The organism is Escherichia sp. E4702 (assembly GCF_963883545.1).
Lineage (GTDB): Bacteria > Pseudomonadota > Gammaproteobacteria > Enterobacterales > Enterobacteriaceae > Escherichia.
Map to the genome: position 1 here is coordinate 11,825 of NZ_CAWORF010000029.1, position 24,064 is coordinate 35,888.

A 24,064-nucleotide genomic window follows, 5' to 3' on the forward strand; every position below is an offset into this window, starting at 1 on the left:
ATGCGTAAGATAACAACCGCCGAGGCACTGGCGGCGCAAATTCAGGACGGCGCAACCATTGCCATTAGCGGTAACGGCGGCGGCATGGTGGAAGCCGACCATATTATGGCAGCCATTGAAGCTCGTTTTCTGCAAACCGGACACCCGCGCGATCTGACACTAATCCACTCGCTGGGTATTGGCGATCGCGACAGCAAAGGAACCAATCGCTTCGCTCATGCCGAAATGCTCAAACGCATAATTGCCGGACACTTTACCTGGTCGCCCAAAATGCAGGAACTGGTGAAAAACAATGCCATTGAAGCCTACTGCTTTCCTGGTGGCGTGATTCAGGCGTTGCTACGGGAGATCGGTGCCGGACGTCCGGGACTTTTTACCCACGTAGGGTTGGGATCGTTTGTTGATCCGCGCAATGGCGGCGGAAAGTCGAACGCTTGCACCACCGACGATCTGGTAGAACTGATTGAAATTGATGGTGAAACCAAACTCCGCTATCGCCCTTTCAAAGTGGACTATGCCATTTTGCGCGGCACTTATGCCGATCCGCGTGGCAACGTCAGCCTTGAAGAAGAGGCGATTGATATGGATAGCTATTCGATGGCGCTGGCAGCACACAACAGCGGCGGCAAAGTGTTCGTACAGGTGCGCGACGTACTGGAAGCAGGCGCACTTGAACCACGTCGGGTCAAGCTACCGGGGATTCTGGTTGATGGCATCGTTGAACACCGCGAACAACCGCAAACCTATCTTGGCGGTTACGACCTGACGATCAGCGGTCAACATCGCCGTCTGAGTTCTAACGACGCTATTGAACTGGTTAGTCATCCGGTACGTCGCCTGATTGCCCGTCGGGCAGCTCGCGAACTGGTGGCTGGCGCTTCAACCAACTTTGGCTTTGGCATTCCCGGCGGCATTCCTGGGGTTGCGCTGCGCGAAGGCGTTCCTTACCAAAGTTTATGGCTGAGCGTCGAGCAAGGCGTGCATAACGGTATGATGCTGGATGATGCGTTTTTCGGCTGCGCCCGCAACGCCGATGCCATTATTCCATCACTCGATCAATTTGAGTTCTACAGTGGCGGCGGGATCGATATCACCTTCCTCGGCATGGGAGAGATGGATCAGCACGGTAACGTCAACGTCTCGCATCTCAATGGCAATCTCATTGGCCCCGGCGGATTTCTCGAAATTGCGCAAAACGCCCGTAAAGTGGTGTTCTGCGGCACGTTCGACGCCAAAGGCAGCAAAATCGATGTAACGCCAGATGGCTTGCATATCGCCCAGTCAGGTCAAATCCCTAAACTGGTTACCCGGGTAGAAAAAATTACCTTTAGCGCCGCGTACGCACAGCAAAGCGGTCAGGAGGTGCTGTATATCACTGAACGCGCGGTATTCCAGTTAACGGCAGAAGGCGTTGAATTAATTGAGATCGCGCCGGGTGTGGAGATTGAGCGCGACATTCTGCCGTTCATGGCCTTCCGCCCGATTATCAGGCAACCACGTCTGATGGAAAGCAGCCTGTTTACGCCAATGGAGGATGCATGAGTCAGCTTGATGACACCATCCTCGATGCGCTGACGCACGTCACTTTCCCGAAGGGGTTTGTGTCAGCAGAACCAACGTCAATTGTCACCGTTGAGGATGTTGATTACCCGATCTGGCAAGTTGATGCGCTGGTCGTTGGTAGCGGCGCAGCAGGATTACGTGCGGCAGTTGAGCTAAAACGTCGTCAGCAAAATGTGCTGATCGCCACCGCCGGGTTATATATGGGAACGTCAGCGTGCTCTGGTTCCGATAAACAAACACTGTTTACCGCTGCCACTGCGGGCAACGGCGACAATTTCGCCAAACTGGCGGAAGCACTGGCGAGCGGTGGCGCAATGGATCACGACACCGCTTATGTCGAGGCGGTCGGTTCTCTGCATACCCTCGGCGGTCTGCAATATCTTGGTCTGGAATTACCGGAAGATCGCTATGGCGCAATTCTCCGTTATCAAACCGACCATGACGAAGCCGGACGCGCAACCTCCTGTGGACCGCGCACTTCTCGCCTGATGGTGAAAGTATTGCTGGAGGAAGTGCAGCGCCTCGCCATCCCAATGTTGACCAGTGCAACGGTGATTAAGCTCCTGCATCAGTGCGGAGAGAATGGCGAAGATCGCGTTGCGGGGGCTATTCTCGCAACCGGTTCCCGCGCCCATAACCCCTGGGGGCTGGCAATTGTGACTGCGCCCAATGTGGTACTGGCAACGGGCGGACCGGGCGAACTTTATCGCGACAGTGTTTATCCACATAAATGCTTCGGCTCACTGGGGCTGGCGCTGGAAGAAGGTTTGACGCTAACCAATCTGACAGAAAGCCAGTTTGGTATTGGCACGCCACGTTGCACCTTTCCGTGGAATTTGTCTGGCACCTATGTACAGGTGATCCCGTATATCTATTCTGTGGATGCTGAGGGCAACGAGTATAACTTCCTTGCAGATTACTATCGCACTACCCAGGAACTGGCTTCAAACATCTTCCGTAAGGGCTATCAGTGGCCGTTCCATGCCACGCGGGTGATGGATTTTGGTTCAAGCTTGCTGGATATGGCGGTGGCGCAGGAACAGCAACGTGGTCGCCAGGTTTTTATGGATTTCAATCGCAATCCTGAAGCCGTACCTGGTGATTTGCCGTTCTCATTAGAGCGGCTGGATGCCGACGTTCATGCGTATCTGGAAAATAATGGCGCCCTGGCGCAATCGCCCATCGAACGTCTGCAACGGATGAATCCGCTCTCTATCTCGCTGTATAAGATGCACGGTTACGATCTCACCGCGCAGCCTCTGCAGTTTGCCATGAATAATCAGCATATGAATGGCGGTATAGAAGTGGATATCTGGGGGCAAACCTCCCTGCCCGGTTGCTTCGCGGTGGGAGAAGTTGCCGGAACTCACGGCGTTACCCGGCCTGGCGGCGCGGCACTGAATGCCGGACAGGTTTTTGCCGTGCGCCTGGCGCGTTTTATTGGTTGCTCCCAAAAGCGGTCTGTTAATGGAGATATTGCAAAGCTGGCAGCCTCGCCGTTGTCTACTGTCAGAGAGATCATCACTCAGGCGCTGGCAAACGAGAACGGAATGACGCTGACAACGGCGAAAGAAAAAATCCAGGCACGAATGTCTGATTACGCTGGATTTATTTGTCATGCCGATAAAGTTCGCCACGCCACCCGTGACGCCCTGCTGTTGAGTGAATTTGTGCAGCAACACGGTTTGACCATTAAGCATGTAGGCGAAATTGCCGAGCTGTTTATGTGGCGGCATATGGCACTGACCTCTGCCGCGGTATTAACACAATTAACGCATTATATTGACGCTGGTGGCGGTAGTCGCGGGGCGCGGATGGTTATGGATGAAGCCGGTAATTCTATCCCACAAACACGAAATGGTTTTTGTGATGCATGGCGCTTTCGTTCAGAGCGTATAGAGGATAAAAAGAATAAGTTACTCATTCATTATTGCAACGGTGCATTTCAAGTCAGAAATACTACTGTTCGTGAGTTTCCCATTATCCACAGCATCTGGTTTGAAAAAAATTGGCCTGACTTTCTTAATGGGACAATTTACCAGCCACAGGATGAATGATATTGCAAAGGTTAATCACTATGCGAAATATAATTAGATCTATTAATGCTCTGCTTGCAACATTGAATATTACCATTTTGGCGATCATTGTGGCATGTGTGACATGGCAGGTGGCTGCACGATTTATATTTAATAGTCCCAGTATTTTTACAGATGAACTCAGCCGTTTGCTCTTTATTTGTCTTGGACTTTTTGGTGGTGCGTACACCGCAGGGCAAAACCGGCATCTGGCGATTGACCTGCTACCTATGATGCTGAAAGGAAAAGCCCGACGTCATTTATTTTTGTGTATTCAGATTATCGTTATTATCTTCGCTACCATCATTATGGTATATGGTGGTGGGCTATTAACGATGGACACATTCGATTCAGGTCAAACCTCACCCGCTTTAGGCTGGCAGATGGGATATATCTATATGAGCATCCCGATTAGTGGTGTACTTATTATCATATACACCATAGATATGGTTTTAACCGAACTTAAACAACCACTCTAAAGATAACAAACAACAACCAACCATAGTAGGAATGGAGAAATTATGGATTACTGGTTACCTATTATTGTGTTATTTGGTGCCTTCTTTTTTATGTTGGCATTAGGTGTACCTATTGTTTATGCCATTGGTTTATCGACACTGGCATCAATTTCCACACAACTCGATTTCAACTCAGCATTGAGTGTGGTTTCCCAAAAGTTAGCCTCCGGGTTAGATAGTTTTACGTTGTTGGCAATCCCATTTTTTATCTTGTCTGGCAACATTATGAATCATGGAGGAATAGCACGAAGGCTAATTAACTTTGCGCGAATTCTTGGCGGTCGTCTGCCAGGCTCACTTGCTCACTGTAATATTCTTGCCAATATGCTGTTCGGGGCAATTTCTGGTTCAGCCGTTGCTTCGGCGGCGGCGATGGGCGGTGTCATGCATCCGCAACAGGTTAAAGAAGGCTACGACCCGGCATTCAGCACTGCGGTTAACGTTGCTTCTGCTCCTACTGGTTTACTTATTCCACCAAGCAATACGTTGATCGTCTATTCACTGGTCAGCGGCGGTACGTCTATTGCCGCACTGTTCCTGGCGGGATATGTTCCGGGAATTTTGCTGGGCCTGGCACTGATGGTCGTCGCCGGTATTATCGCGGTACGTCGCGGTTATCCAAAACCAGAACGTCCGACTTTGCGCCAGGCTGGAGTGGCTATATGGATGGCGATCCCCAGCATTTTCCTGATTGTGTTAATTATGGGTGGCGTACTAAGCGGTATTTTTACCCCAACCGAAGCTTCGGCAATTGCGGTAATTTATACTCTTTTCCTCGCGCTGGTTCTCTATCGTGAAATATCAGTTAAGGATTTACCTAAAATATTTCTGGAATCAGTGATTACCACAGCAATTGTTTTGTTATTGATCGGCTCTTCAATGGGCATGTCATGGGCTATGTCCAACGCTGACGTACCATTCCTGATCCTCGATTTGCTCAATACCATTTCTGATAATCCAATAGTAATCCTGCTTATTATCAATATTATCTTGTTGATCATTGGCACATTTATGGATATGACGCCAGCGGTACTGATTTTCACCCCGATATTTTTACCCGTCGTCACCGAGTTGGGCATGGACCCGATTCACTTTGGTATTGTCATGGTACTGAACATGTGTATCGGTATTTGTACTCCACCAGTAGGCAGTGTGCTGTTTGTTGGCTGTAGTGTATCTAAATTACCAATCAACAAAATTATCAAACCTATGCTGCCCTTCTATGCCGTGATGGTATTAGTGCTGGCAATGGTGACCTATATTCCGCAAATCAGTATGGCATTGCCAAAAGCACTTGGCTACTGATACGCATTCACTGGCGGCACCTGCCGCCATATTTATTAGAAAAGGAATATCTATGAAAATAAAAGTATCCGCTGGCATTATCGGTGCTGTTCTTATGTTATCTGCAGGCCAGTCTTGGGCAGTTACGTTAAAACTTAGCCATAATCAGGATAAATCACATCCTGTTCATAAAGCGATGGAGTTCTTTGCGAAAAAGAGCAAAGAGTACTCTAACGGTGATATTACTATTCGTATTTACCCAAATGGAACATTGGGTACTCAACGAGAAACAATGGAGCTGATTCGTTCTGGCGCTATTCCACTGGTTAAAACCAATGCGGCAGAAATGGAAGCATTTGAAAATTCTTATAAATTATTTAGCCTGCCTTATTTGTTCCGCGATCGTGATCATTATTATCAGGTCATGCAGGGCGATATCGGAAGGAAAATCCTCGACTCAACAAAAAACAAAGGTTATTTCGGTCTGACGTTCTATGATGGAGGCGCCCGCAGCTTCTACGGCAATAAACCTGTGCTGAAACCAGACGATCTGAAAGGCATGAAAGTCCGTGTTCAGCCAAGTCCTGGCGCAGTTGAAATGATCAAAGTCATGGGCGGTAACCCGACGCCACTGGATTACGGCGAGCTGTATACAGCCTTACAGCAAGGTGTGGTTGATATGGCAGAAAACAGTGTGATGGCGCTGACCACCATGCGTCACGGTGAAGTGGCAAAATCCTTCAGCCTTGACGAACACACTATGGTTCCCGATGTGGTTCTGATGAGCAATGCTGCGTTTGATAAACTTAGCCCAGAAAATCAGTCAGTTATATTAAAAGCAGCGAAAGAATCAATGAGCTACATGAAAGACTTGTGGAGCGAGGAAGAGAAAAAAGAATTCGCTAAACTGGATAAAATGGGCGTGAAAGTCTACCAGGTTGATAAAGCTCCGTTTATCGAGAAAGTGCAGCCGATGTACGCAGCCTTTGCTAAGGATAACCCTGCCCTTGCCCCAATGCTGGCTGACATTCAGGCGGCTAAGTAATTATCTTCATGGGGCTGCTTATTGTGGCCCTTATCGATATCTGCAAGTGCTCGCTACAAAAGCAAAACGCCGACACAAGGTCGGCGTTTTTACGTCTCGTTGAATAACGAATTATTCAGCTACTACGTTTACGATCACTTTCGCGAATACTTCGCTGTGAACCTGGAAGCTCACTTCGTGTTCGCCAGTGGTACGCAGAACGCCGTTCGGCAGACGAACTTCGCTCTTAGCCACTTCAACGCCAGCCGCAGTTACAGCGTCAGCGATGTCGCGAGTACCGATGGAACCGAACAGTTTACCTTCGTCGCCAGCTTTAGACGCGATGGTAACAGTTTCCAGTGCATTGATTTTCTCAGCGCGAGCATTAGCTGCTGCCAGAACTTCAGCCAGTTTAGCTTCCAGTTCAGCGCGACGTGCTTCGAAGAATTCAATGTTTTTCTTGGTAGCTGGAACAGCTTTACCCTGCGGTACCAGGAAGTTACGAGCATAGCCCGCTTTAACGTTTACCTGATCACCCAGGCTACCCAGGTTTGCTACTTTATCAAGCAGAATAACTTGCATTACCTTATCCTCTCAAAGTCGTATTAATGGACCGTGACCGATTACTGATGGCGATCAGTGTACGGCAGCAGGGACAGGTAGCGAGCGCGTTTGATAGCGCGAGCCAGCTGACGCTGGTATTTTGCACGGGTACCGGTGATACGGCTTGGGACAATCTTACCGCTTTCGGTGATGTAGTTTTTCAGCGTAGCGATATCTTTATAGTCGATCTCTTGAACGCCTTCCGCGGTGAAACGGCAGAACTTGCGACGACGGAAATAACGTGCCATATGGCTAGTCTCCAGAATCTATCAATTCAATCTGCTCGGCATGCAAAACCATTTTGCTCAGTCCGTTCTTTGCCTTGTGGCATGAAATGAACCCCTGAACGGTTATGCGACTGCCGACCGTTATACTGTGAGTAATGGCCTGGTTTTCGTGTCCGCTAACAATAACGGGCATTTGGCACCATGCCTGCCGGTGAAAACCGGCTTCCTCCTGCACAGAACGATGCTCAAGCACGAACTGGCAGTGAGGAATTCCTGATGGACTGACCTTTCGAAGGGGAGTCCTGCACACGGTGCCGGACAACACCAGACGGTTGGTCATCAGAAATTACTCTTCAGAATCCCCAGCTTCAGCATCATCTGCGGTTTCGTTTGCGAAATCATCGCGACGCTCACGGCGCTCGTCTTTCGCTTTAACCATCGGAGATGCTTCGGTAACAGCGTGCTTGGTACGCATAACCATGCTGCGGATAACGGCATCGTTGAAGCGGAAGGTAGTTTCCAGCTCATCGATCACTTCCTGCGGAGCTTCAACGTTCATCAGAACGTAGTGTGCTTTGTGCAGTTTGTTGATCGGGTAAGCCAGCTGACGGCGGCCCCAGTCTTCCAGACGGTGGATCTTGCCTTCTGCACCAGTGATGGCAGCAGTGTAGCGCTCGATCATGCCCGGAACCTGTTCGCTCTGGTCAGGATGGACCATAAAAACGATTTCGTAATGACGCATCGAATTGCTCCTTACGGATTATTCAGCCTCCTGTCTGGGTCAGCCGAATCCCGGGGAGGCAAGGAACGTGTTAAAGGTCGGCTGAAAAATGACGCGTTATAGTACTTGTATGCCCCGCTAAACTCAAGGCCAGCCGACAAATAAATCTCATCTTTCGCTCAAAAGAACTAACTCGCTGATTTGAAGTTCATCACATTCCGTCACAGTGTTTTTTCGAACAACTGCATCAGAAATGGTCACCATCAACTTCTTTATCATTGATTAAAATTAAATCAGAAGATCATCACGGAGGAGAGCACACAAAGTCAGCCGTCGAGGAGGTATCTATGTTCAGTCGTGTTTTAGCCCTTCTGGCTGTGCTTTTGCTAAGTGCAAATACATGGGCAGCCATTGAAATTAATAACCACCAGGCCAGAAATATGGACGACGTACAGAGCTTAGGCGTGATTTATATCAACCATAACTTCGCCACTGAAAGTGAAGCTCGCCAGGCACTGAATGAAGAGACAGATGCGCAAGGCGCAACGTACTACCACGTGATTCTGATGCGAGAACCGGGGAGTAACGGCAATATGCACGCCAGCGCGGATATTTATCGCTAGCACCAGGTATAACCAACGAAACATTGCCATAGTTTGCTTTGCCCCCTTCTCCGGGGGCATTTTTTTGAAAAACGGCTGCAGAATCAGACCAGTTATCTCCCGAAGAAGGAAATTTCCGCAGCGCGTGTTTTACTTCTGCCCGTAATAGGCGTTGGGACCGTGCTTACGCATGAAATGTTTATTCATCAGGAAGCTGTCGATGTGATTGAGTTGTGGATTAATACCGCGCGCAATCCACGCCATTTTCGCCACTTCTTCCATCACCACTGCGTTATGCACCGCGTCGTGGGCGTCTTTCCCCCAGGCGAACGGCCCGTGCTGATACACCACAATTCCCGGCGTATGCAGCGGCTCGGCGTCACCCAGCGTTTCGATAATCACTTTGCCAGTGTTTAGCTCGTATTCACCCTGCACTTCTTCTTCGCTTAACCCGCGCGTACACGGGATATCACCAAAGAAGTAGTCAGCGTGCGTAGTACCTAACGCCGGGATCGCCAGCCCCGCCTGCGCCCATGCGGTGGCATGAGTGGAGTGGGTATGGACAATGCCGCCCAACGACGGATAACGGCGGTAGAGTTCGAGATGCGTCGCAGTGTCGGAAGACGGGCGATACTCCCCTTCCACCACCTTGCCGCTCATATCGACCACCACCATATCGTCTGCTTTCATGGTTTCGTAGGCGACACCGCTGGGCTTGATCACCACCAGCCCGCGTTCGCGGTCAATGGCGCTGACGTTGCCCCAGGTAAAGGTCACCAGCCCGTAGCGCGGCAGATCCATATTGGCTTCAAATACCTGCTGTTTCAGCTTTTGCATTATGCCGCCTCCACCATGCCTGCTTTGACCATGCGCGCTTTCACCCAATCACGCGCTTTCGCCACTTCTGCCGCTGGGTCTTCTGCCGTTTCGCTCCACATCTCAATCAGATAGGGCCCGCAATAGCCACTCTGTTTAAGCGTTTCGAAGCAACGTTCGAAATCCACTACACCTTCGCCAAACGGCACGTTTTTGAAGACGCCAGGTTTGGTGTCTTTCACATGTACCGCGACGATATGCCCGATTCCGGCCTGCAACTCCATCTGCACATCGTTGTCCCACGCCGACAGGTTGCCGATATCCGGGTAGAGCTGGAACCACGGGTTGTTGAGATAGTGCGCGTAGCCCAGCGCCTTGCTGATGGAGTTCATCAATGGGTAATCCATGATCTCCATCGCCAGCGTCACCTGCGCGCGGCTTGCCATCTCAACGCTCTCTTTCAGGCCGTCACGGAAACGACGACGCGTTTCGTTATTGGCTTCCTGATAATAAACGTCATAGCCCGCCAGCTGGATCACACGGATACCGACATCCTGGGCGAACTGGATAGCTTTGCGCATAATCTCCAGCCCCTGCGCCCGCACCGCGTCATCTTCGCTACCCAGCGGGAAACGACGATGAGCAGAAAGGCACATAGACGGTACACGCACGCCGGTTTCCACAATCGCGTTGACCAGCGCCAGACGCTGCTGGCGGCTCCAGTCGAGGCGCGACAGGCGTTCGTCAGTTTCATCCACCGACATCTCGACAAAATCGAAGCCTAACGTTTTTGCCAGTTGCAGTCGTTCCAGCCAGCACTCCCCGGCGGGGAGCGCTTTTTCATAGATGCCAAGCGGGATTTGTTTGGACAACATATCCGCTCCTTAGCCCCACAGTTCGGCGATGGAACGTTTGAACTGACGCGCAGCTTCAACCGGAGAAGCGGCATCACGGATGCTGCGACCCGCGATAAACACATGAATCGGAATACCTTTGAACAGCGGCAGATCTTCCAGCGCCAGGCCACCGGTGACGGTGACTTTGAAGCCCATATCGGAAAGACGTTTGATCGCGGTGATATCTGCTTCGCCCCATGCCACGCCTGCGGCCTGCGCGTCACGGCTGCGGTGATAAACCACCTGCTGAATGCCTGCGTCACGCCACTGTTGCGCCTGTTCCCAGGTCCAGTAACCGGTCAGTTCGATCTGCACGTCGCCGTTAAACTCTTTTGCTACGTCCAGCGCGCCTTTGGCGGTGTTGATATCCGCACAGCAAATCACGGTCACCCAGTCAGCGTTGGCTTCGAAGCACATGCGAGAAAGAATTTTGCCCGCATCGGCAATTTTGGCGTCAGCCAGTACGATTTTGTGCGGGTAAAGCGCTTTCAGGTCACGAACCGCACGCACGCCTTCGCCCACGCACAGAATGGTGCCCACTTCGATAATGTCGACTTCTTCGGCAATCAGGCGAGTGGTTTCGTAGGCGCTATCCATAGTTTGGTTGTCCAGCGCGACTTGCAACATCGGTAATGACATGTTCAATTCCTTCTTAAGCTGCCGCGTTGGTGCGGTCAATGAGATCCAGTACTTCCTGCTCGGTACGGCAGGCACGTAAACGGTCGAAATTCTCTTCATCTTCAAACAGGTTGACGATCTGCATGATGCCCACTTCCTGGTGAGTGTTGGCATCAACCGCCGCCATGGTGATGAGGATATCCACCGGGTCGTTATCTTCGTGGTTGAACTCCAGCGGCTTTTTCAGCGTCACCAGTGCAAAACCGGTTTTCTTAACGCCTTCTTCCGGGCGTCCGTGCGGCATTGCCAGGCCTGGAGCGAGCACAAAGTACGGGCCGTGCTGTTCAACCGCATCCAGAATCGCCTGGTAGTAACGCGGCTCGACAACATCCGCCGCCACCAGCAGGTCAACGCCGATTTTCACTGCGTCCTGCCATGTCTCAGCTTCAGCCTGCAGACGGATAGATTTATTCTCCGCCAGCGAATCACGTAGTTTCATGGCGCGTCCTTACTTCACGTCCTGCGGGAAATGTTCTTTGATCACTTCCAGCAATTTCGGGCCAAAGTCGGCAGGAGAGAGCATGTTGCGCACGCCAACCACGTATTTGTTGCCGGTCACGGTGATTTCGCCCGCAATGTGCGTAGAAGCGATGATGATATCCGCGCCGCTCAACTCACTTTTATATTCGCCAACCGCGCAGCTATTTACCGTGTGGTCGATGTTCGACTGGGTTAAAAACTGGTCCACTTTCATCTTCATGATCATGGAACTGCCTTGTCCGTTGCCACACACAGCCAGAATACGTACGGTCATAATCAAAACTCCTTATTAAGCAGACTGTTCTGCCAGTTGTTTTTCTGCATCTTCTTCTGCGCGCAGCGCGCGGCCAGCGAAGAACATATAAGCCAGTGCAATTACAATGATGACGGCCATAAAGGCGATACCGATGGAGAAGAAGCCCTGCATCATCGGTGGTGCCAGAATTGACCAGTCCGCCATACCCATCCAGGCACTCATACCGGTGAGTTTCACCGCCCAGACGCAACCAAAGATTTCGATCATTCCCATCACCAGACAAATTTTCAGCGCCGCACGCCAGCCGCCGAAGTGGTTAGCGAACACGCCGATGGTGGCGTTGGAGAAGAACATCGGGATAAAGCCAGGAATAATCAGGATCGAGGAACCGCAGGCGACCAGGATACCAACCGCAATCAGCTGACCGATGGTGCCCCACATAAAGCCCCAGACCACGGCGTTCGGCGCGAAGCTATAGATAGCCGCACAGTCAATCGCCAGAACCGCACCTGGGATCAGACGCTGGGAGATACCGTTAAATGCTTCAGAGAGTTCCGCCACAAACATGCGCACGCCCTGAGTGATGATGAAGATCGCCACCGCAAAAGAGAAACCGGTTTGCAGGATGTAGACCGTCCAGTTCACTTTGCCTGCCATCGCCTGCACGGTGTCGATACCGAAGGAGAGCAGAATGGCGCCAAAGAAGATGGTCATGACAATCGCCGTGGAGACGATGTTGTCGTGGAAAATGTTCAGCCAGCCAGGCAGTTTGAGGTCTTCAACGCTCTCCTCTTTTTTGCCCAGGAACGGCGCGACTTTATAAGCAATCCATGATGCAAACTGCTGCTGGTGACCGATGGAGAAACCACAGCCATCCGTCACTTCCTGAGTCGGCTTGTACATCATGTTGGAGGTAATGCCCCAGTAGAGCGAAACCAGAATCGCCGTGCAGATAATGGTGGTCCACATGGAGTAGCCAAAGATGAACAGCGTGACGGCAATCAGCCCCGCCTGCTGAAACATAATGTGGCCGGTCAGCATGATGGTGCGAATACCGGTAATACGACGCAGCAGCACGTAACAAATGTTCAGCGCCAGTGCCAGCAGCACCGCGTACCCTACCCAGCTATAGGCATCGCCCATGCGCTCGATAGTGGCCATCATCGAAGCGTAAGTATCTGAAATCGCACCGTTGATACCGTAGACTTCCGACATTTTCGCCACCACCGGTTTGAAGGTGCTGGTCAGGATGCCGGACCCTGCCTGCAACAACATGAAACCAATTATGGTTTTAATCGTACCTTTAATAATAACGCTGACACTTTTGCGCAATAGGATGTAACCCAGGCAGGTCACAATACCCAGCAACAACGGGGCATTGGTCATGACCTGGTTAAAAAACACGGTAAAGATGTTGTAGAGGATCTCCATAACGATCTCCTGAAGAAGAGGTAACCGGGTATTCCGCACACCCGGAATGTTGTGCATTCACTCTAATTTTCAAAAGTAATCACAACAAGATTATTTATGATTAAATGTGACGCGGCACGCAAATAATTCCACATTGATAGAGTGGGATTCATGCAAAGAAACAATTACTCATTTAAATTCATTCAGTTAAATGAATTACACATTCCATTAAATCTTTCCACACTCAAAATCCACAACAACTCCCCTGGCAAAAAGTCAAAAAACGGTCATTGCCTTCCTGAAAAAATAGTGTCAGGATTAATCAAAACCAATCACATATTGATTCAAATTGAACATCATGAAGGTAAATGGCGATGAGTAAAGTGAAAAGTATCACCCGTGAATCCTGGATCCTAAGCACTTTCCCGGAGTGGGGTAGCTGGCTGAATGAAGAAATTGAACAAGAGCAGGTAGCTCCTGGTACATTCGCGATGTGGTGGCTCGGTTGTACTGGGATCTGGCTGAAATCGGAAGGTGGCACCAACGTTTGCGTTGATTTCTGGTGCGGTACTGGCAAACAAAGTCACGGTAACCCGCTGATGAAACAGGGTCACCAGATGCAGCGCATGGCTGGCGTGAAAAAACTGCAGCCAAACCTGCGTACTACCCCGTTTGTTCTTGATCCGTTTGCGATTCGCCAGATCGACGCGGTACTGGCAACTCACGATCACAACGATCATATCGACGTCAACGTCGCTGCTGCCGTGATGCAGAACTGTGCTGATGACGTACCGTTTATCGGACCGAAAACCTGCGTGGATTTATGGATTGGCTGGGGAGTACCGAAAGAACGCTGCATCGTGGTCAAACCAGGCGATGTGGTAAAAGTGAAAGACATTGAAATTCATGCCCTTGACGCGTTCGACCGTACTGCACTGATCACCCTACCAGCGGATCAAAAAGCGGCTGGCGTGCTGCCAGATGGTATGGACGATCGCGCAGTAAACTATCTGTTCAAAACACCGGGCGGTTCTCTGTATCACAGCGGCGATTCCCACTACTCTAACTACTATGCAAAACATGGCAACGAGCATCAGATCGACGTGGCGTTAGGATCGTACGGTGAGAACCCACGCGGTATTACCGACAAAATGACCAGCGCCGATATGCTGCGTATGGGCGAAGCGTTGAATGCGAAAGTAGTTATCCCGTTCCACCATGATATCTGGTCAAACTTCCAGGCCGATCCGCAGGAAATCCGCGTACTGTGGGAGATGAAAAAAGATCGTCTGAAGTATGGCTTTAAGCCGTTTATCTGGCAGGTCGGTGGCAAGTTTACCTGGCCGTTGGATAAAGATAACTTCGAGTATCACTATCCGCGTGGTTTTGACGATTGCTTCACCATTGAACCGGATCTGCCGTTCAAATCGTTCCTGTAATCTGTCGTTTATACCGGGTAGCGTGGATCTGTTCGCGCTATCCGGCGTAGTATTTCCTGGCTATTTCAAATATCATCTAAAAAAATCAAATTTTATCGGAATAGCTCATGACTGAAGCACAAAGACATCAAATCCTCCTGGAAATGCTCGCACAATTGGGCTTTGTGACCGTGGAGAAAGTCGTTGAGCGTCTGGGAATTTCGCCTGCCACTGCGCGACGCGATATCAATAAACTCGACGAAAGCGGCAAACTGAAGAAAGTGCGCAACGGTGCCGAAGCGATTACCCAGCAGCGCCCGCGATGGACGCCGATGAATCTGCATCAGGCGCAGAATCACGATGAAAAAGTACGTATCGCTAAAGCGGCCTCGCAGTTGGTTAATCCGGGCGAAAGCGTGGTCATCAACTGCGGCTCTACCGCATTTCTGCTCGGCCGGGAAATGTGTGGCAAACCGGTGCAAATCATCACTAATTATCTCCCGCTGGCAAACTATCTGATCGATCAGGAACATGACAGCGTGATCATCATGGGCGGGCAGTACAACAAAAGTCAGTCCATCACCTTAAGCCCACAGGGCAGCGAAAACAGTCTCTATGCCGGGCACTGGATGTTTACCAGCGGCAAAGGGCTGACCGCAGAAGGGTTATATAAAACCGATATGCTGACGGCAATGGCAGAGCAGAAGATGTTGAGCGTGGTAGGGAAACTGGTAGTGCTGGTCGATAGCAGTAAGATTGGCGAACGCGCGGGGATGCTCTTTAGCCGCGCCGATCAAATCGATATGCTGATCACCGGCAAAAATGCTAACCCAAAGATCCTGCAACAGCTGGAAGCGCAAGGGGTCAGCATTCTGCGTGTTTAAAGATGCTGGTGGAAAAATGTCACCGCAGCATCTAACGCCTCGGGTGTAATACGGTGGCGCACGCCAGGCTGCCATGAACAGGTTAGCAGTTTATCTCGTCCCGTCTCGCTTAAGGCCTGCTGCAAACGTAGTGATTCATCGGCAGGCACAACGTCATCGTCGAGGCCATGCCACAGCAGTAGAGGTCTGTCACCAAGTTGTTCCAGGTGGTTTGTCGCTTCCCACTCTGCCAGCGGCGCGACAATGTTATTGAATTCATTCTGCTGTGCTGCCGTTTCAGGTATCAGCGGTGGAAACAGTGAACGGGCGAGCGATGTATAATAGCCAGACCCCATCATGCTGGCGGTACATTTCACCGTGGGGTGGCGAGCGGTAATTCCCAGTGCGGTCATTGCACCCATTGACGCGCCACCAACCGCCAGGCGTTCATCAAGCAGCCAGTTTTCTTCGGCTATTGCCGCACGTAAAGTAGTGAATTCCTGCATACTTTGTAGCAAGATTTGCCAGAATTGATTTAAACGCCGCGCTGCGTCGCCACTAAAACGGCTACCGTGATTGGGCGCATCCGGCATGATCACCCGGAAACCAGCCTGCGCCAGCGCGACAGCAAAATAGCTATAAACCAGGCTGGATGAAGTAAATCCGTGATAAAAAATCACACACGGTAACGGGATTTCTTTTTGCCCTACGGGATAAGCGTGAAGAACGGGAATATCAGCCAGCACGCGTGATTCTAATTCAATCATTTTTTTCTCCTTTGAGTCTGGTATGACATGAAGAAATCCTTAGCACAAGTTTCTGCTGACCGTATTAGTTCATAATGTTGAGATGTGGATTACGCTTTCACAACGTTTTCATTCGAAAATCGCGTACCAGGTAACAATTCGGGAACATTCCCCTCAAGTTAAATAAATAAGGCACTACACTATGGTTAGCAGGAAACGTAATAGCGTTATTTATCGGTTTTCCAGTTTATTATTGGTGTTGATGCTAAGCGCCTGTAGCGCACTGCAAGGTACGCCACAGCCAGCACCGCCAGTAACGGACCATCCGCAAGAGATTCGCCGCGACCAGACACAAGGGTTACAGCGAATAGGTAGCGTAAGCACGATGGTACGGGGCTCTCCGGATGACGCATTAGCAGAAATCAGAGCGAAAGCTGTCGCTGCAAAAGCTGATTATTACGTTGTCGTAATGGTGGATGAAACCATCGTGACAGGACAGTGGTATTCACAAGCCATTTTATACTCTAAATAATTCGAGTTGCAGGAAGGCGACAAGCGAGTGAATCCCCAGGAGCTTACATAAGTAAGTGACTGGGGTGAGTGAACGCAGACGCAGCACATGCAACTTGAAGTATGACGAGTATATACCGTAAATAAATCAGACAACTTATACAGCCAGCTTTACATTGCTTTGCGTCCCTATGCGTTTACCTGTGCACAATAAATTACCGGCGGGAAGCTCGGGCGTTTATTACCGCGATGGAATGCCCTGCCACATGTGGGGAAACGAAAAATGGAGCTGACGATGAAACAATTACTTGCCTCACCCTCGCTGCAATTAGTGACTTGCCCTGCGAGCGCCACGGCACAGTCTGCAGAATTCGCCAGTGCTGACTGCGTGACGGGCCTGAATGAAATAGGTCAGATCTCGGTTAGCAATATTTCAGGGGATCCGCAGGACGTGGAACGTATCGTGGCGTTAAAGGCCGATGAACAAGGGGCATCATGGTATCGCATTATTACCATGTATGAAGACCAGCAGCCCGATAACTGGCGTGTACAGGCGATACTGTATGCGTGAGTGTCATCTACAGCAAATGAACAATGCCGGATGCGGCGCGAGCGCCTTGTCCGGCCTACAATTTTCACATATTTCATTTAGTTAATCGAAACCAGCGTCGCATCCGTCGTATACGCTTACAAACACACTCCCCCCGTCGCCCGCAGCAATAAATCATTCTGGATCTGCTCTGACAACCGCACGCCACCGCGCGTATTTAACATCACCTGACACCACGCCTGCGCCATTGGCGGAGAAGCATATTTCAACATTTGCGCGCCGCAGCCCAGCAAAAATAATTGATGTGTTATCTCCCGTCCCAATTCTTCAGCCGGTTTGCGCAGTTGCTGTTGTAAGCGACGAACCGCGCGATCAAAATAACGATCTTGCCCTTTCACTTCCATAAACGCTTCCGACAGCAAATCGTAGACGCCCGCTTGCTTATTAAGAACGCGCAGCACATCGAGGCACATAATATTGCCAGAGCCTTCCCAGATGCTGTTCACTGGCATCTCCCGATAAAGTCGCGGTAGTTCGCTCTCTTCGCAATAGCCAATACCGCCCAGCACCTCCATCGCTTCAGCCACAAACGGAATGCCACGTTTGCAGGTAACAAATTTCGCCGCTGGCGTAAATAAACGCGCCCACAGGGCTTCTTTGGCATCGGCACGCCGATCCCACGCCCGCGCCAAACGAAACAACAACGCTGTTTGCCCTTCAAGCTGAAGCGCCATGCGACTTAAGACATGGCGCATAAGGGGCTGTTCGATTAACGGATTACCAAATACATGGCGTTGATGAGCGTGATAAATCGCCAGCGAGAACGCGCGACGCATCATGGCATGGCTACCCAGAGCACAATCAAAACGCGTCATCCCGCCCATTTTCAGAATCAGGCGAATCCCTTCCCCTTCCTGACCCAACAACCAGCCAATGGCATCCTGAAACTCCACTTCGCAACTGGCATTGGAACGATTACCCAACTTATCTTTCAGACGCTCCAGCCGAATCGCGTTGCGTTGCCCGTCAGGCAAAAATCGCGGCACAAAAAAGCAGGACAAACCGCCCGAGGTCTGTGCCAGCACCAGATGCGCGTCGCTTTGTGGCACCGAGAAAAACCATTTATGCCCCACCAGCCGATAAGACCCATCGTCCAGACGTTCGGCGCGAGTGGTGTTGCTCATCACATCGGAACCGCCCTGCTTTTCCGTCATTCCCATGCCAATCAACAAACCGCGTTTTTGCCCACCTGGCAATAAGTGAGAATCGTAGCGATCGCTCAACAGCGGCGTGGTCCAGTCCTGAAACGGCGCGGGTAACATCTGTAACAGCAATGGCGTGGCGGCAAAGGTCATGGTTATCGGGCATAATGACCCGGCCTCAACCTGTGCGTGCAACATAAAACGCGCCGCCCGCGCCACAAATGCGCCGGAGCGAGCATCTTCTTCCCAGGCCAGGTTGTGTACCCGATTGGTACATAACGCCTGCATCAGCAGGTGCCATGCGGGATGGAAACGGACATCGTCCAGACGTCGCCCCTGGGCATCGTAGCGCAACAGTTCAGGTGGGTTTACATTCGCCAGCCGCCCCAGTTCAAGGGATTCTGCCGTTCCGAGTTGCTGACCAATACTGGCGAGAAAATCGCTATCCCAACCAGCGCCTTCGCGCGTTACCGCTTCGCAGAGCGCGCCATCAGACAGGTATAAATTGCTGTTATTTAAGGGTATAGGTTGATTAAAAACAGTGTGAGTTTGCCAGTGCACTGTGTCTCCCTCCATCAATGGCAGTCACCATTAGTATGGTCACTGCCACGGATTCCTGACAGAAAGAGATTGCTAAAACATTCTTAACCCGCAATGTAGTGCGGAACAAAACGCGAAGTGTCTTTAGTGATCAGCGTGTTATCTTCGCGGATACCCATACCGCACGCTTCATCATCGACAATCCAGCTACCAATCAGCGTGTAACTATCGCCAAATCGCGGTAGCGGTTGAAACGCCTGATAGATCATCGGTTCATCGGCGTAATCACCATCAGCGTGGTCAACGACGTTATTCTGGCCGTCGAAAATGGTGACGTTACCGCCCTCGCGTGAGTAGATCGGTTTACGCACATAGCTTTCGCCAGCGGCGATCTGCGGTTTTTCGCCCTCAAACCAGGACGCCAGAAGATTAGGATGACCAGGAAAGAAGCGCCAAAGCAGCGGCATTAGCCCTTTGTTACTCAAGATACTTTTCCATAACGGCTCCACCCACTGCTCACGACGCTTGCGCAGCAGCGGACCGTTATCGTCACGCATCATCCACTCCAGCGGGTACAGCTTAAATGCACGCTGGATGACATTATCATCAAGATCGGTCAGTACACCGCCGACGCCCAAACCGAGATCTTCAATGTAGATAAACCGCGACTCCTGTCCTGCCTGCTGAGCGCAGTCCTGCAAGTACAGCACGGTACTCCTGTCTTCGTCGGTGTCCTGACAGCAGCAAAAATAAAACGGCTCCCGGCTATAAAGCTCGCTAAAGCGTGAAATCAGGCGCTCCTGAATGGCATTGTACTGATCGGCATCGCGCGGAATAACGCCGCTGCGCCGGGCATCTTCCAGCCACAACCACTGGAAATAAGCCGACTCATACAACGAGGTCGGCGTATCAGCGTTGTATTCCAGCAGCTTCACCGGCGCATTGCCACACCAGGCAAAATCCATACGGCCATACAGCGAAGGATCGCGGGAGCGCCAGCTTTCAGCGATCACATCCCAGTACAACGGCGGGATCGCCAGTTGCGTCAGGATCTCTTCATCTTTAACCGCGCGATCCACCACCTCAAGGCACATCTGATGCAGTTCCGCAGTCGGTTTTTCGATCTGCTCTTCAATCTGGCGCAGAGTAAAACGGTAAGCCCGACTCTCATCCCAATAGATTTCATTGTCGATGATATGAAAGTCGAAACCGTTGTCGGCGGCGATCTGGTCGAGATCCCGCCGCACAGGAACGTTGTGTCTCAGCATGATTAGCCTCCCCAATGCCCACGGGCGCTGGAAGAACGACCATAGCCGCCGCGAGAAACGGTAGACGCTTTTTTGGTGGTAAAGCCGCCCGTGGAATAAGACTCTTTTTTGCCAGAACCGGAGCGCCAGGAGTAATCACCGGAAGTGTTGCGCCAGACGGGTCGCGAAGCAAATGAGGAGCCGCCGCTGTTATAAACGAACTGCTCATCGCGATCTTTACGAATAACCCGGCTTAACAAAAATCCAGAAACGACCGGGATCCAACTCTGTTCGATATTGTCATAATAGCAATTTTGATACTTAGACTGACAATTTTGCTGAGTCATATTCTTCGGTACATCGGCATAAAATGCCGCTTTGGCGTTGTTCCAGCCACGCGCGCAAATGTCTGCATTATTACCGTCATCAATACAATCCTGCACTGTCGAATAAAACGTTCCGTCACCGTCGTTATCGACATCGCTACTTTCACTCCATCCTTTGATCACTAAAAAAACTGCGCCGCCCATAATCGCCAGGGTCAGATATTTTTGTGCGTAGCGATTGCGACGCGGCTCAAAAGGATTATTGGGTCTACCAATGCGACTGATCGCTCCGTGACCAATTTTACTGTTATTTCTTGATTTGCGTTTTCTGGCCATGATCATCCATTACCATGTCATACAAGCTGCGTTAAAAATACCGCCAGCCAGCGCGGCGGTTCCCATAAACATTCCTGCCGCAGTGTTGTGATTAATAATTTTATCGCTTAATGCCGGCATATAAAGTCTGACGCCAGCAAAAACGAGTAACTGAATCACCAGTGCGATTCCGCCCCAGGCAAAATAATCTGGAATACTCACCGCATTGATTGCCGCACTGGATAACGGGATCACGTAGCCCAACAATGTACCGCTGAATGCCAGTGACGCCGCGGTATTATTGTTTTTGATTAATTGCCATTCGTTGTGCGGTGTAATTTTGGAGTAGATAAACAGAAAAATAATTATCATCGCCACGCCAATAAAAAAATAGGCGCTAAAAGCAAGAAGTGAATCCAGTATATGCATCGTAAACGTCCCTGTAATTAACCAATAATATTAAGTGATGTCAGCGGGATATCGACGCCCAGCGCGCGCGAAAATAACCACTCCGGCTCGCCGAGATCGTTAAAAGATTCCTCACCATTTAACAGCAAATATTCGTAAGTATCTTCGGTCACTTGCCGTTGGTAGCCCATGGTAAAATTATGGACCTCCCATTTGGCATGGTTTTGATTTTCTACTTTTTCCAGCATGTAGACGGGTTCAATATTTCCCGGTTCTTCGCTGTTAAAAAATCGCTGCCAGCGTTTTTCCTGCCAGTTTAAGGTCATTGCCCCCATCGCTTTGGCGTTGATCGCCTCGCGCCAGTGACTCTCTTTACTGATACCGTAGCTCTCTTCATAGACAAAGAGCTTGATATCATCAATGTCATCAATATCTTCGCCGCCGGTGGTATTGATTTGCAGAAATTCATCGCCTGAAGTGTAGTAGCGGAAAATCTGGCTACCGCCGCCCAGATCGATGCGGCTGACGGCGGCTACCGTGTATTCTTCACCCGGCAGCGCAATCAGCAATTCATCTTCCAGCAAACGAAACGCTAACGAGTCGAGCGTAAAGCCACTATTGAGATGAAGTCCCAGCGGACCGCGAACGATAACAGGCTTATCATCCTGACCAAACAGGCGCTGGAAAAAACCAGACATATTTTATCCTTAAATTAGCAGCCAGCCTTTTAGTGAGGCTGGCAAAAAATTACTCGCCCTGTTGGCGTTGCAGCCTTGCCAGCACATCCTGGGCATTGCTTTTGTTAACACCACCAATCCCCACTTCTGCCAGTTTTTCGTCGAGATCGCGACCGTCTGCCACTTTTTCCAGCTGCGCGGCGGCATCCAGCCGGGCCTGGCGCTCAGCCTGACGCGTTTGCAGGCGTTTTAATGACTCTGCAGCTGTCGAAACGCTGGAAGAGGCGCCAACGGTCGAGGTCGTTACGGCCTGCTGCGCACGCTGCATGGCTTCAGTAGCTTTAACGACTTCCATTTGTTGCTCAAATTGGGCAATACGCTGTGCCGTTGCCGTAACGGCTTTTTCCACACCATCGCGGGAGACTTCCAGATTCGACAACACCTGTTCTTCAGCGGTAATAAGATTCTCAAGGCGCGCAATTTCTTCGGCGACTTCGTTAATTAACGATGGGTTAACGTTCTTGCTTAATGCTTCCAGCGCACGGGCTTCCAGACTGGTTTTACGCTCGCGTAAATCTTTCAGCTTATCGTTACTTAATTTCACCCGCGCCAGCAGATCGACGCGAGATTTTCCGGCTTTATCCAGTTCAGCTTTGGCGTCCCGAATATGTTGTTCCAGCATGCGCACGCCCTGGGTTTCTTCAATGGATTCTTCCGCCTGGGAGATAAATGATTTCCCCAGCGTAAATAAACTTTTTAAAATTCCCATAAATACCCGTCCTTGTAATTAGTGTGAATATTCTTCTGTAATTTCAGCCAGATCCAATGCATTATCTACCAGCGAGGTTATCTCAAGCAGGATATCTTCAAGAGAAGATTTAAGCGATAACGCCCCAAAAACAATGTAATACTCTTCCTGTTGTACACTGGAGATCCCTACCGATGAAAGCGGCATAATCTTCTGATTTCTTAATAAAAAGGTATTAAATTCATCCGGATTGCTGATACAACTTACCGGACAAATAAATGTTTCGATAATCATCTGGCGGGAAGTAAAAAGAATATTGATCTGCAAATCGCCATAATCATTCATTTTAATAATTAATGCGTTTTCGCTATTCGTTATATCAATATTTTGTTCAGGTACAGTTTGCAGCGCCGTCGCCAGCACCAACGGATTCCATGTCATATATTATTCCATATATATAAAATTTAATTATTAATAAGGTGAATATTTATAGAGCGTAATTATCTTACCAGCTATAGATAAAAAAAAACCATCCAAATCTGGATGGTTTTTCTTAAATCAGAGGGATTAGCTGCGCTGGCGAACCGCTTCAAATAAGCAAATTCCGGTCGCAACCGAAACGTTCAGCGAAGAAACACTTCCTGCCATTGGGATGCTGATCAACTCATCGCAATGTTCACGAGTCAGGCGACGCATACCTTCACCTTCCGCGCCCATCACCAGCGCCAGTCGTCCGGTCATTTTGCTCTGATAGAGCGTATGATCCGCCTCGCCTGCCGTACCGACGATCCAGATGTTCTCTTCCTGCAACATACGCATGGTGCGCGCAAGGTTAGTCACCCGAATCAGCGGAACGCTTTCTGCCGCGCCGCAGGCTACTTTTTTCGCCGTGGCGTTGAGCTGTGCGGAGCGATCTTTCGGCACAATCACCGCATGAACGCCAGCGGCGTCCGCGCTACGCAGGCACGCGCCGAGGTTGTGCGGATCGGTTACACCGTCGAGGATCAGCAGGAATGGTTGATCGAGCGAAGCGATCAGATCCGGCAGATCGTTTTCCTGATACTGCCGTCCTGGTTTCACACGGGCGATAATGCCCTGATGCACGGCACCGTCGCTTTTCTCATCGAGATATTGGCGGTTTGCCAGCTGGATAACCACGCCCTGGGACTCAAGGGCGTGAATCAGCGGTAACAGACGTTTATCTTCACGGCCTTTTAAAATAAAGACTTCCTGAAAACGTTCAGGGGCGCGCTCCAGCAGGGCCTGCACTGCGTGGATGCCGTAAATCATTTCGCTCATTAATGTACTCGTTGTTTACGTTTTGCCTGATGCGCTACGCTTATCAGGCCTACATGATCCCT

29 protein-coding genes are annotated in these 24,064 nt (G+C 50.4%); 10 read left to right on the plus strand and 19 right to left on the minus strand.

The window, feature by feature from the left end; genetic code table 11:
- Genes AACU94_RS18155 through AACU94_RS18175 form a run of 5 tightly spaced genes read left to right on the plus strand, consistent with a single transcriptional unit; the run spans nucleotide 1 to nucleotide 6,485 of the window.
- Nucleotides 1-1,542 (plus strand): acyl CoA:acetate/3-ketoacid CoA transferase, encoded by a 1,542-nt coding sequence (locus tag AACU94_RS18155; protein WP_130216699.1) that lies wholly within the window; start codon nucleotides 1-3, stop codon nucleotides 1,540-1,542.
- Nucleotides 1,539-3,620, plus strand: coding sequence for an FAD-dependent oxidoreductase (locus AACU94_RS18160; protein WP_135489973.1), 2,082 nt, complete (start codon nucleotides 1,539-1,541; stop codon nucleotides 3,618-3,620). Before AACU94_RS18155 ends, AACU94_RS18160 begins: the two co-directional genes overlap by 4 nt.
- Before the next feature lie 20 nt (nucleotides 3,621-3,640).
- Complete coding sequence (locus AACU94_RS18165; protein WP_130216701.1) at nucleotides 3,641-4,117, plus strand: TRAP transporter small permease; 477 nt, start codon at nucleotides 3,641-3,643, stop codon at nucleotides 4,115-4,117.
- 42 nt (nucleotides 4,118-4,159) lie between these two features.
- Nucleotides 4,160-5,461 carry a TRAP transporter large permease gene (locus tag AACU94_RS18170; RefSeq protein WP_135385130.1) on the plus strand — a complete coding sequence of 434 codons (1,302 nt, stop codon included), beginning with the start codon at nucleotides 4,160-4,162 and terminating at the stop codon, nucleotides 5,459-5,461.
- 52 nt (nucleotides 5,462-5,513) lie between these two features.
- On the plus strand, nucleotides 5,514-6,485 hold the full coding sequence (locus AACU94_RS18175; RefSeq protein WP_130257938.1) for a TRAP transporter substrate-binding protein: 972 nt from the start codon (nucleotides 5,514-5,516) through the stop codon (nucleotides 6,483-6,485).
- Nucleotides 6,486-6,596: 111 nt separating this feature from the next.
- On the opposite strand, the gene rplI is transcribed toward AACU94_RS18175, so the two are convergent.
- The 4 genes from rplI to rpsF are packed head-to-tail and all read right to left on the minus strand — an operon-like array spanning nucleotide 6,597 to nucleotide 8,036.
- Nucleotides 6,597-7,046 carry a 50S ribosomal protein L9 gene (rplI, locus tag AACU94_RS18180; protein WP_001196062.1) on the minus strand — a complete coding sequence of 150 codons (450 nt, stop codon included), beginning with the start codon at nucleotides 7,044-7,046 and terminating at the stop codon, nucleotides 6,597-6,599.
- Nucleotides 7,047-7,087: 41 nt separating this feature from the next.
- The gene (gene rpsR / locus AACU94_RS18185) at nucleotides 7,088-7,315 is read right to left on the minus strand and encodes a 30S ribosomal protein S18 (protein WP_000135199.1); all 228 of its coding nucleotides are present in this window, start codon (nucleotides 7,313-7,315) and stop codon (nucleotides 7,088-7,090) included.
- A gap of 4 nt (nucleotides 7,316-7,319) precedes the next feature.
- The gene (gene priB / locus AACU94_RS18190) at nucleotides 7,320-7,634 is read right to left on the minus strand and encodes a primosomal replication protein N (protein WP_001296681.1); all 315 of its coding nucleotides are present in this window, start codon (nucleotides 7,632-7,634) and stop codon (nucleotides 7,320-7,322) included.
- A gap of 6 nt (nucleotides 7,635-7,640) precedes the next feature.
- On the minus strand, nucleotides 7,641-8,036 hold the full coding sequence (rpsF, locus tag AACU94_RS18195) for a 30S ribosomal protein S6 (RefSeq protein WP_001216676.1): 396 nt from the start codon (nucleotides 8,034-8,036) through the stop codon (nucleotides 7,641-7,643).
- A gap of 326 nt (nucleotides 8,037-8,362) precedes the next feature.
- On the opposite strand from rpsF, the gene yjfY reads away from it, so the two are divergent.
- Nucleotides 8,363-8,638, plus strand: coding sequence for a DUF1471 family protein YjfY (gene yjfY / locus AACU94_RS18200; protein ID WP_000492914.1), 276 nt, complete (start codon nucleotides 8,363-8,365; stop codon nucleotides 8,636-8,638).
- A gap of 129 nt (nucleotides 8,639-8,767) precedes the next feature.
- Here yjfY and ulaF read toward each other — a convergent pair whose 3' ends face one another.
- Genes ulaF through ulaA form a run of 6 tightly spaced genes read right to left on the minus strand, consistent with a single transcriptional unit; the run spans nucleotide 8,768 to nucleotide 13,174 of the window.
- Nucleotides 8,768-9,454 carry an L-ribulose-5-phosphate 4-epimerase UlaF gene (gene ulaF, locus AACU94_RS18205; protein ID WP_015966193.1) on the minus strand — a complete coding sequence of 229 codons (687 nt, stop codon included), beginning with the start codon at nucleotides 9,452-9,454 and terminating at the stop codon, nucleotides 8,768-8,770.
- Entirely contained in the window at nucleotides 9,454-10,308 is an 855-nt protein-coding gene (gene ulaE, locus AACU94_RS18210) for an L-ribulose-5-phosphate 3-epimerase UlaE (RefSeq protein WP_135489975.1), read from the minus strand. The genes ulaF and ulaE overlap by 1 nt, the downstream gene beginning before the upstream one ends.
- Nucleotides 10,309-10,317: 9 nt before the next feature.
- Nucleotides 10,318-10,968 carry a 3-keto-L-gulonate-6-phosphate decarboxylase UlaD gene (gene ulaD / locus AACU94_RS18215; RefSeq protein ID WP_000056760.1) on the minus strand — a complete coding sequence of 217 codons (651 nt, stop codon included), beginning with the start codon at nucleotides 10,966-10,968 and terminating at the stop codon, nucleotides 10,318-10,320.
- Nucleotides 10,969-10,981: 13 nt separating this feature from the next.
- Complete coding sequence (gene ulaC / locus AACU94_RS18220; protein WP_000776505.1) at nucleotides 10,982-11,446, minus strand: PTS ascorbate transporter subunit IIA; 465 nt, start codon at nucleotides 11,444-11,446, stop codon at nucleotides 10,982-10,984.
- A 9-nt stretch (nucleotides 11,447-11,455) separates the two neighbouring features.
- Nucleotides 11,456-11,761, minus strand: a complete 306-nt coding sequence (gene ulaB, locus AACU94_RS18225) for a PTS ascorbate transporter subunit IIB (protein ID WP_000218362.1) — start codon at nucleotides 11,759-11,761, stop codon at nucleotides 11,456-11,458.
- A gap of 15 nt (nucleotides 11,762-11,776) precedes the next feature.
- Entirely contained in the window at nucleotides 11,777-13,174 is a 1,398-nt protein-coding gene (gene ulaA / locus AACU94_RS18230) for a PTS ascorbate transporter subunit IIC (protein ID WP_000404886.1), read from the minus strand.
- Nucleotides 13,175-13,527: 353 nt separating this feature from the next.
- Between ulaA and ulaG the strand changes: the two genes are divergently transcribed.
- A complete protein-coding gene (gene ulaG, locus AACU94_RS18235; protein WP_001295191.1) occupies nucleotides 13,528-14,592 on the plus strand; it encodes an L-ascorbate 6-phosphate lactonase in 1,065 nt (354 codons plus the stop codon).
- A 107-nt stretch (nucleotides 14,593-14,699) separates the two neighbouring features.
- A complete protein-coding gene (gene ulaR / locus AACU94_RS18240) occupies nucleotides 14,700-15,455 on the plus strand; it encodes an HTH-type transcriptional regulator UlaR (protein ID WP_135489977.1) in 756 nt (251 codons plus the stop codon).
- Here the strand turns inward: ulaR and yjfP are convergent.
- Complete coding sequence (gene yjfP / locus AACU94_RS18245) at nucleotides 15,452-16,201, minus strand: esterase (protein WP_135489979.1); 750 nt, start codon at nucleotides 16,199-16,201, stop codon at nucleotides 15,452-15,454. The genes ulaR and yjfP overlap by 4 nt on opposite strands.
- Nucleotides 16,202-16,382: 181 nt before the next feature.
- On the opposite strand from yjfP, the gene bsmA reads away from it, so the two are divergent.
- A complete protein-coding gene (bsmA, locus tag AACU94_RS18250) occupies nucleotides 16,383-16,712 on the plus strand; it encodes a biofilm peroxide resistance protein BsmA (protein ID WP_135489981.1) in 330 nt (109 codons plus the stop codon).
- 273 nt (nucleotides 16,713-16,985) lie between these two features.
- Complete coding sequence (gene yjfN / locus AACU94_RS18255; protein WP_001517630.1) at nucleotides 16,986-17,261, plus strand: DUF1471 family protease activator YjfN; 276 nt, start codon at nucleotides 16,986-16,988, stop codon at nucleotides 17,259-17,261.
- Between the two features lie 116 nt (nucleotides 17,262-17,377).
- Here the strand turns inward: yjfN and AACU94_RS18260 are convergent, their stop codons facing one another.
- From AACU94_RS18260 to rlmB, 8 genes are all read right to left on the minus strand, one after another.
- The gene (locus tag AACU94_RS18260) at nucleotides 17,378-19,003 is read right to left on the minus strand and encodes an isovaleryl-CoA dehydrogenase (protein ID WP_135489983.1); all 1,626 of its coding nucleotides are present in this window, start codon (nucleotides 19,001-19,003) and stop codon (nucleotides 17,378-17,380) included.
- Nucleotides 19,004-19,086: 83 nt separating this feature from the next.
- Nucleotides 19,087-20,250 (minus strand): glutathionylspermidine synthase family protein, encoded by a 1,164-nt coding sequence (locus AACU94_RS18265; protein ID WP_135489985.1) that lies wholly within the window; start codon nucleotides 20,248-20,250, stop codon nucleotides 19,087-19,089.
- A gap of 2 nt (nucleotides 20,251-20,252) precedes the next feature.
- Nucleotides 20,253-20,891: a DUF1190 domain-containing protein gene (locus tag AACU94_RS18270; protein WP_064525802.1), complete on the minus strand. Its 639-nt coding sequence runs from the start codon at nucleotides 20,889-20,891 to the stop codon at nucleotides 20,253-20,255.
- 9 nt (nucleotides 20,892-20,900) lie between these two features.
- A complete protein-coding gene (locus AACU94_RS18275; RefSeq protein ID WP_135489987.1) occupies nucleotides 20,901-21,299 on the minus strand; it encodes a DUF350 domain-containing protein in 399 nt (132 codons plus the stop codon).
- 17 nt (nucleotides 21,300-21,316) lie between these two features.
- The gene (locus AACU94_RS18280) at nucleotides 21,317-21,976 is read right to left on the minus strand and encodes a YjfK family protein (RefSeq protein ID WP_135489989.1); all 660 of its coding nucleotides are present in this window, start codon (nucleotides 21,974-21,976) and stop codon (nucleotides 21,317-21,319) included.
- 49 nt (nucleotides 21,977-22,025) lie between these two features.
- Complete coding sequence (locus tag AACU94_RS18285) at nucleotides 22,026-22,724, minus strand: PspA/IM30 family protein (RefSeq protein ID WP_135489991.1); 699 nt, start codon at nucleotides 22,722-22,724, stop codon at nucleotides 22,026-22,028.
- 18 nt (nucleotides 22,725-22,742) lie between these two features.
- Nucleotides 22,743-23,144, minus strand: a complete 402-nt coding sequence (locus AACU94_RS18290) for a YjfI family protein (protein WP_135489993.1) — start codon at nucleotides 23,142-23,144, stop codon at nucleotides 22,743-22,745.
- 126 nt (nucleotides 23,145-23,270) lie between these two features.
- Nucleotides 23,271-24,002: a 23S rRNA (guanosine(2251)-2'-O)-methyltransferase RlmB gene (rlmB, locus tag AACU94_RS18295; protein WP_001293282.1), complete on the minus strand. Its 732-nt coding sequence runs from the start codon at nucleotides 24,000-24,002 to the stop codon at nucleotides 23,271-23,273.
- Nucleotides 24,003-24,064: the final 62 nt, after the last annotated feature.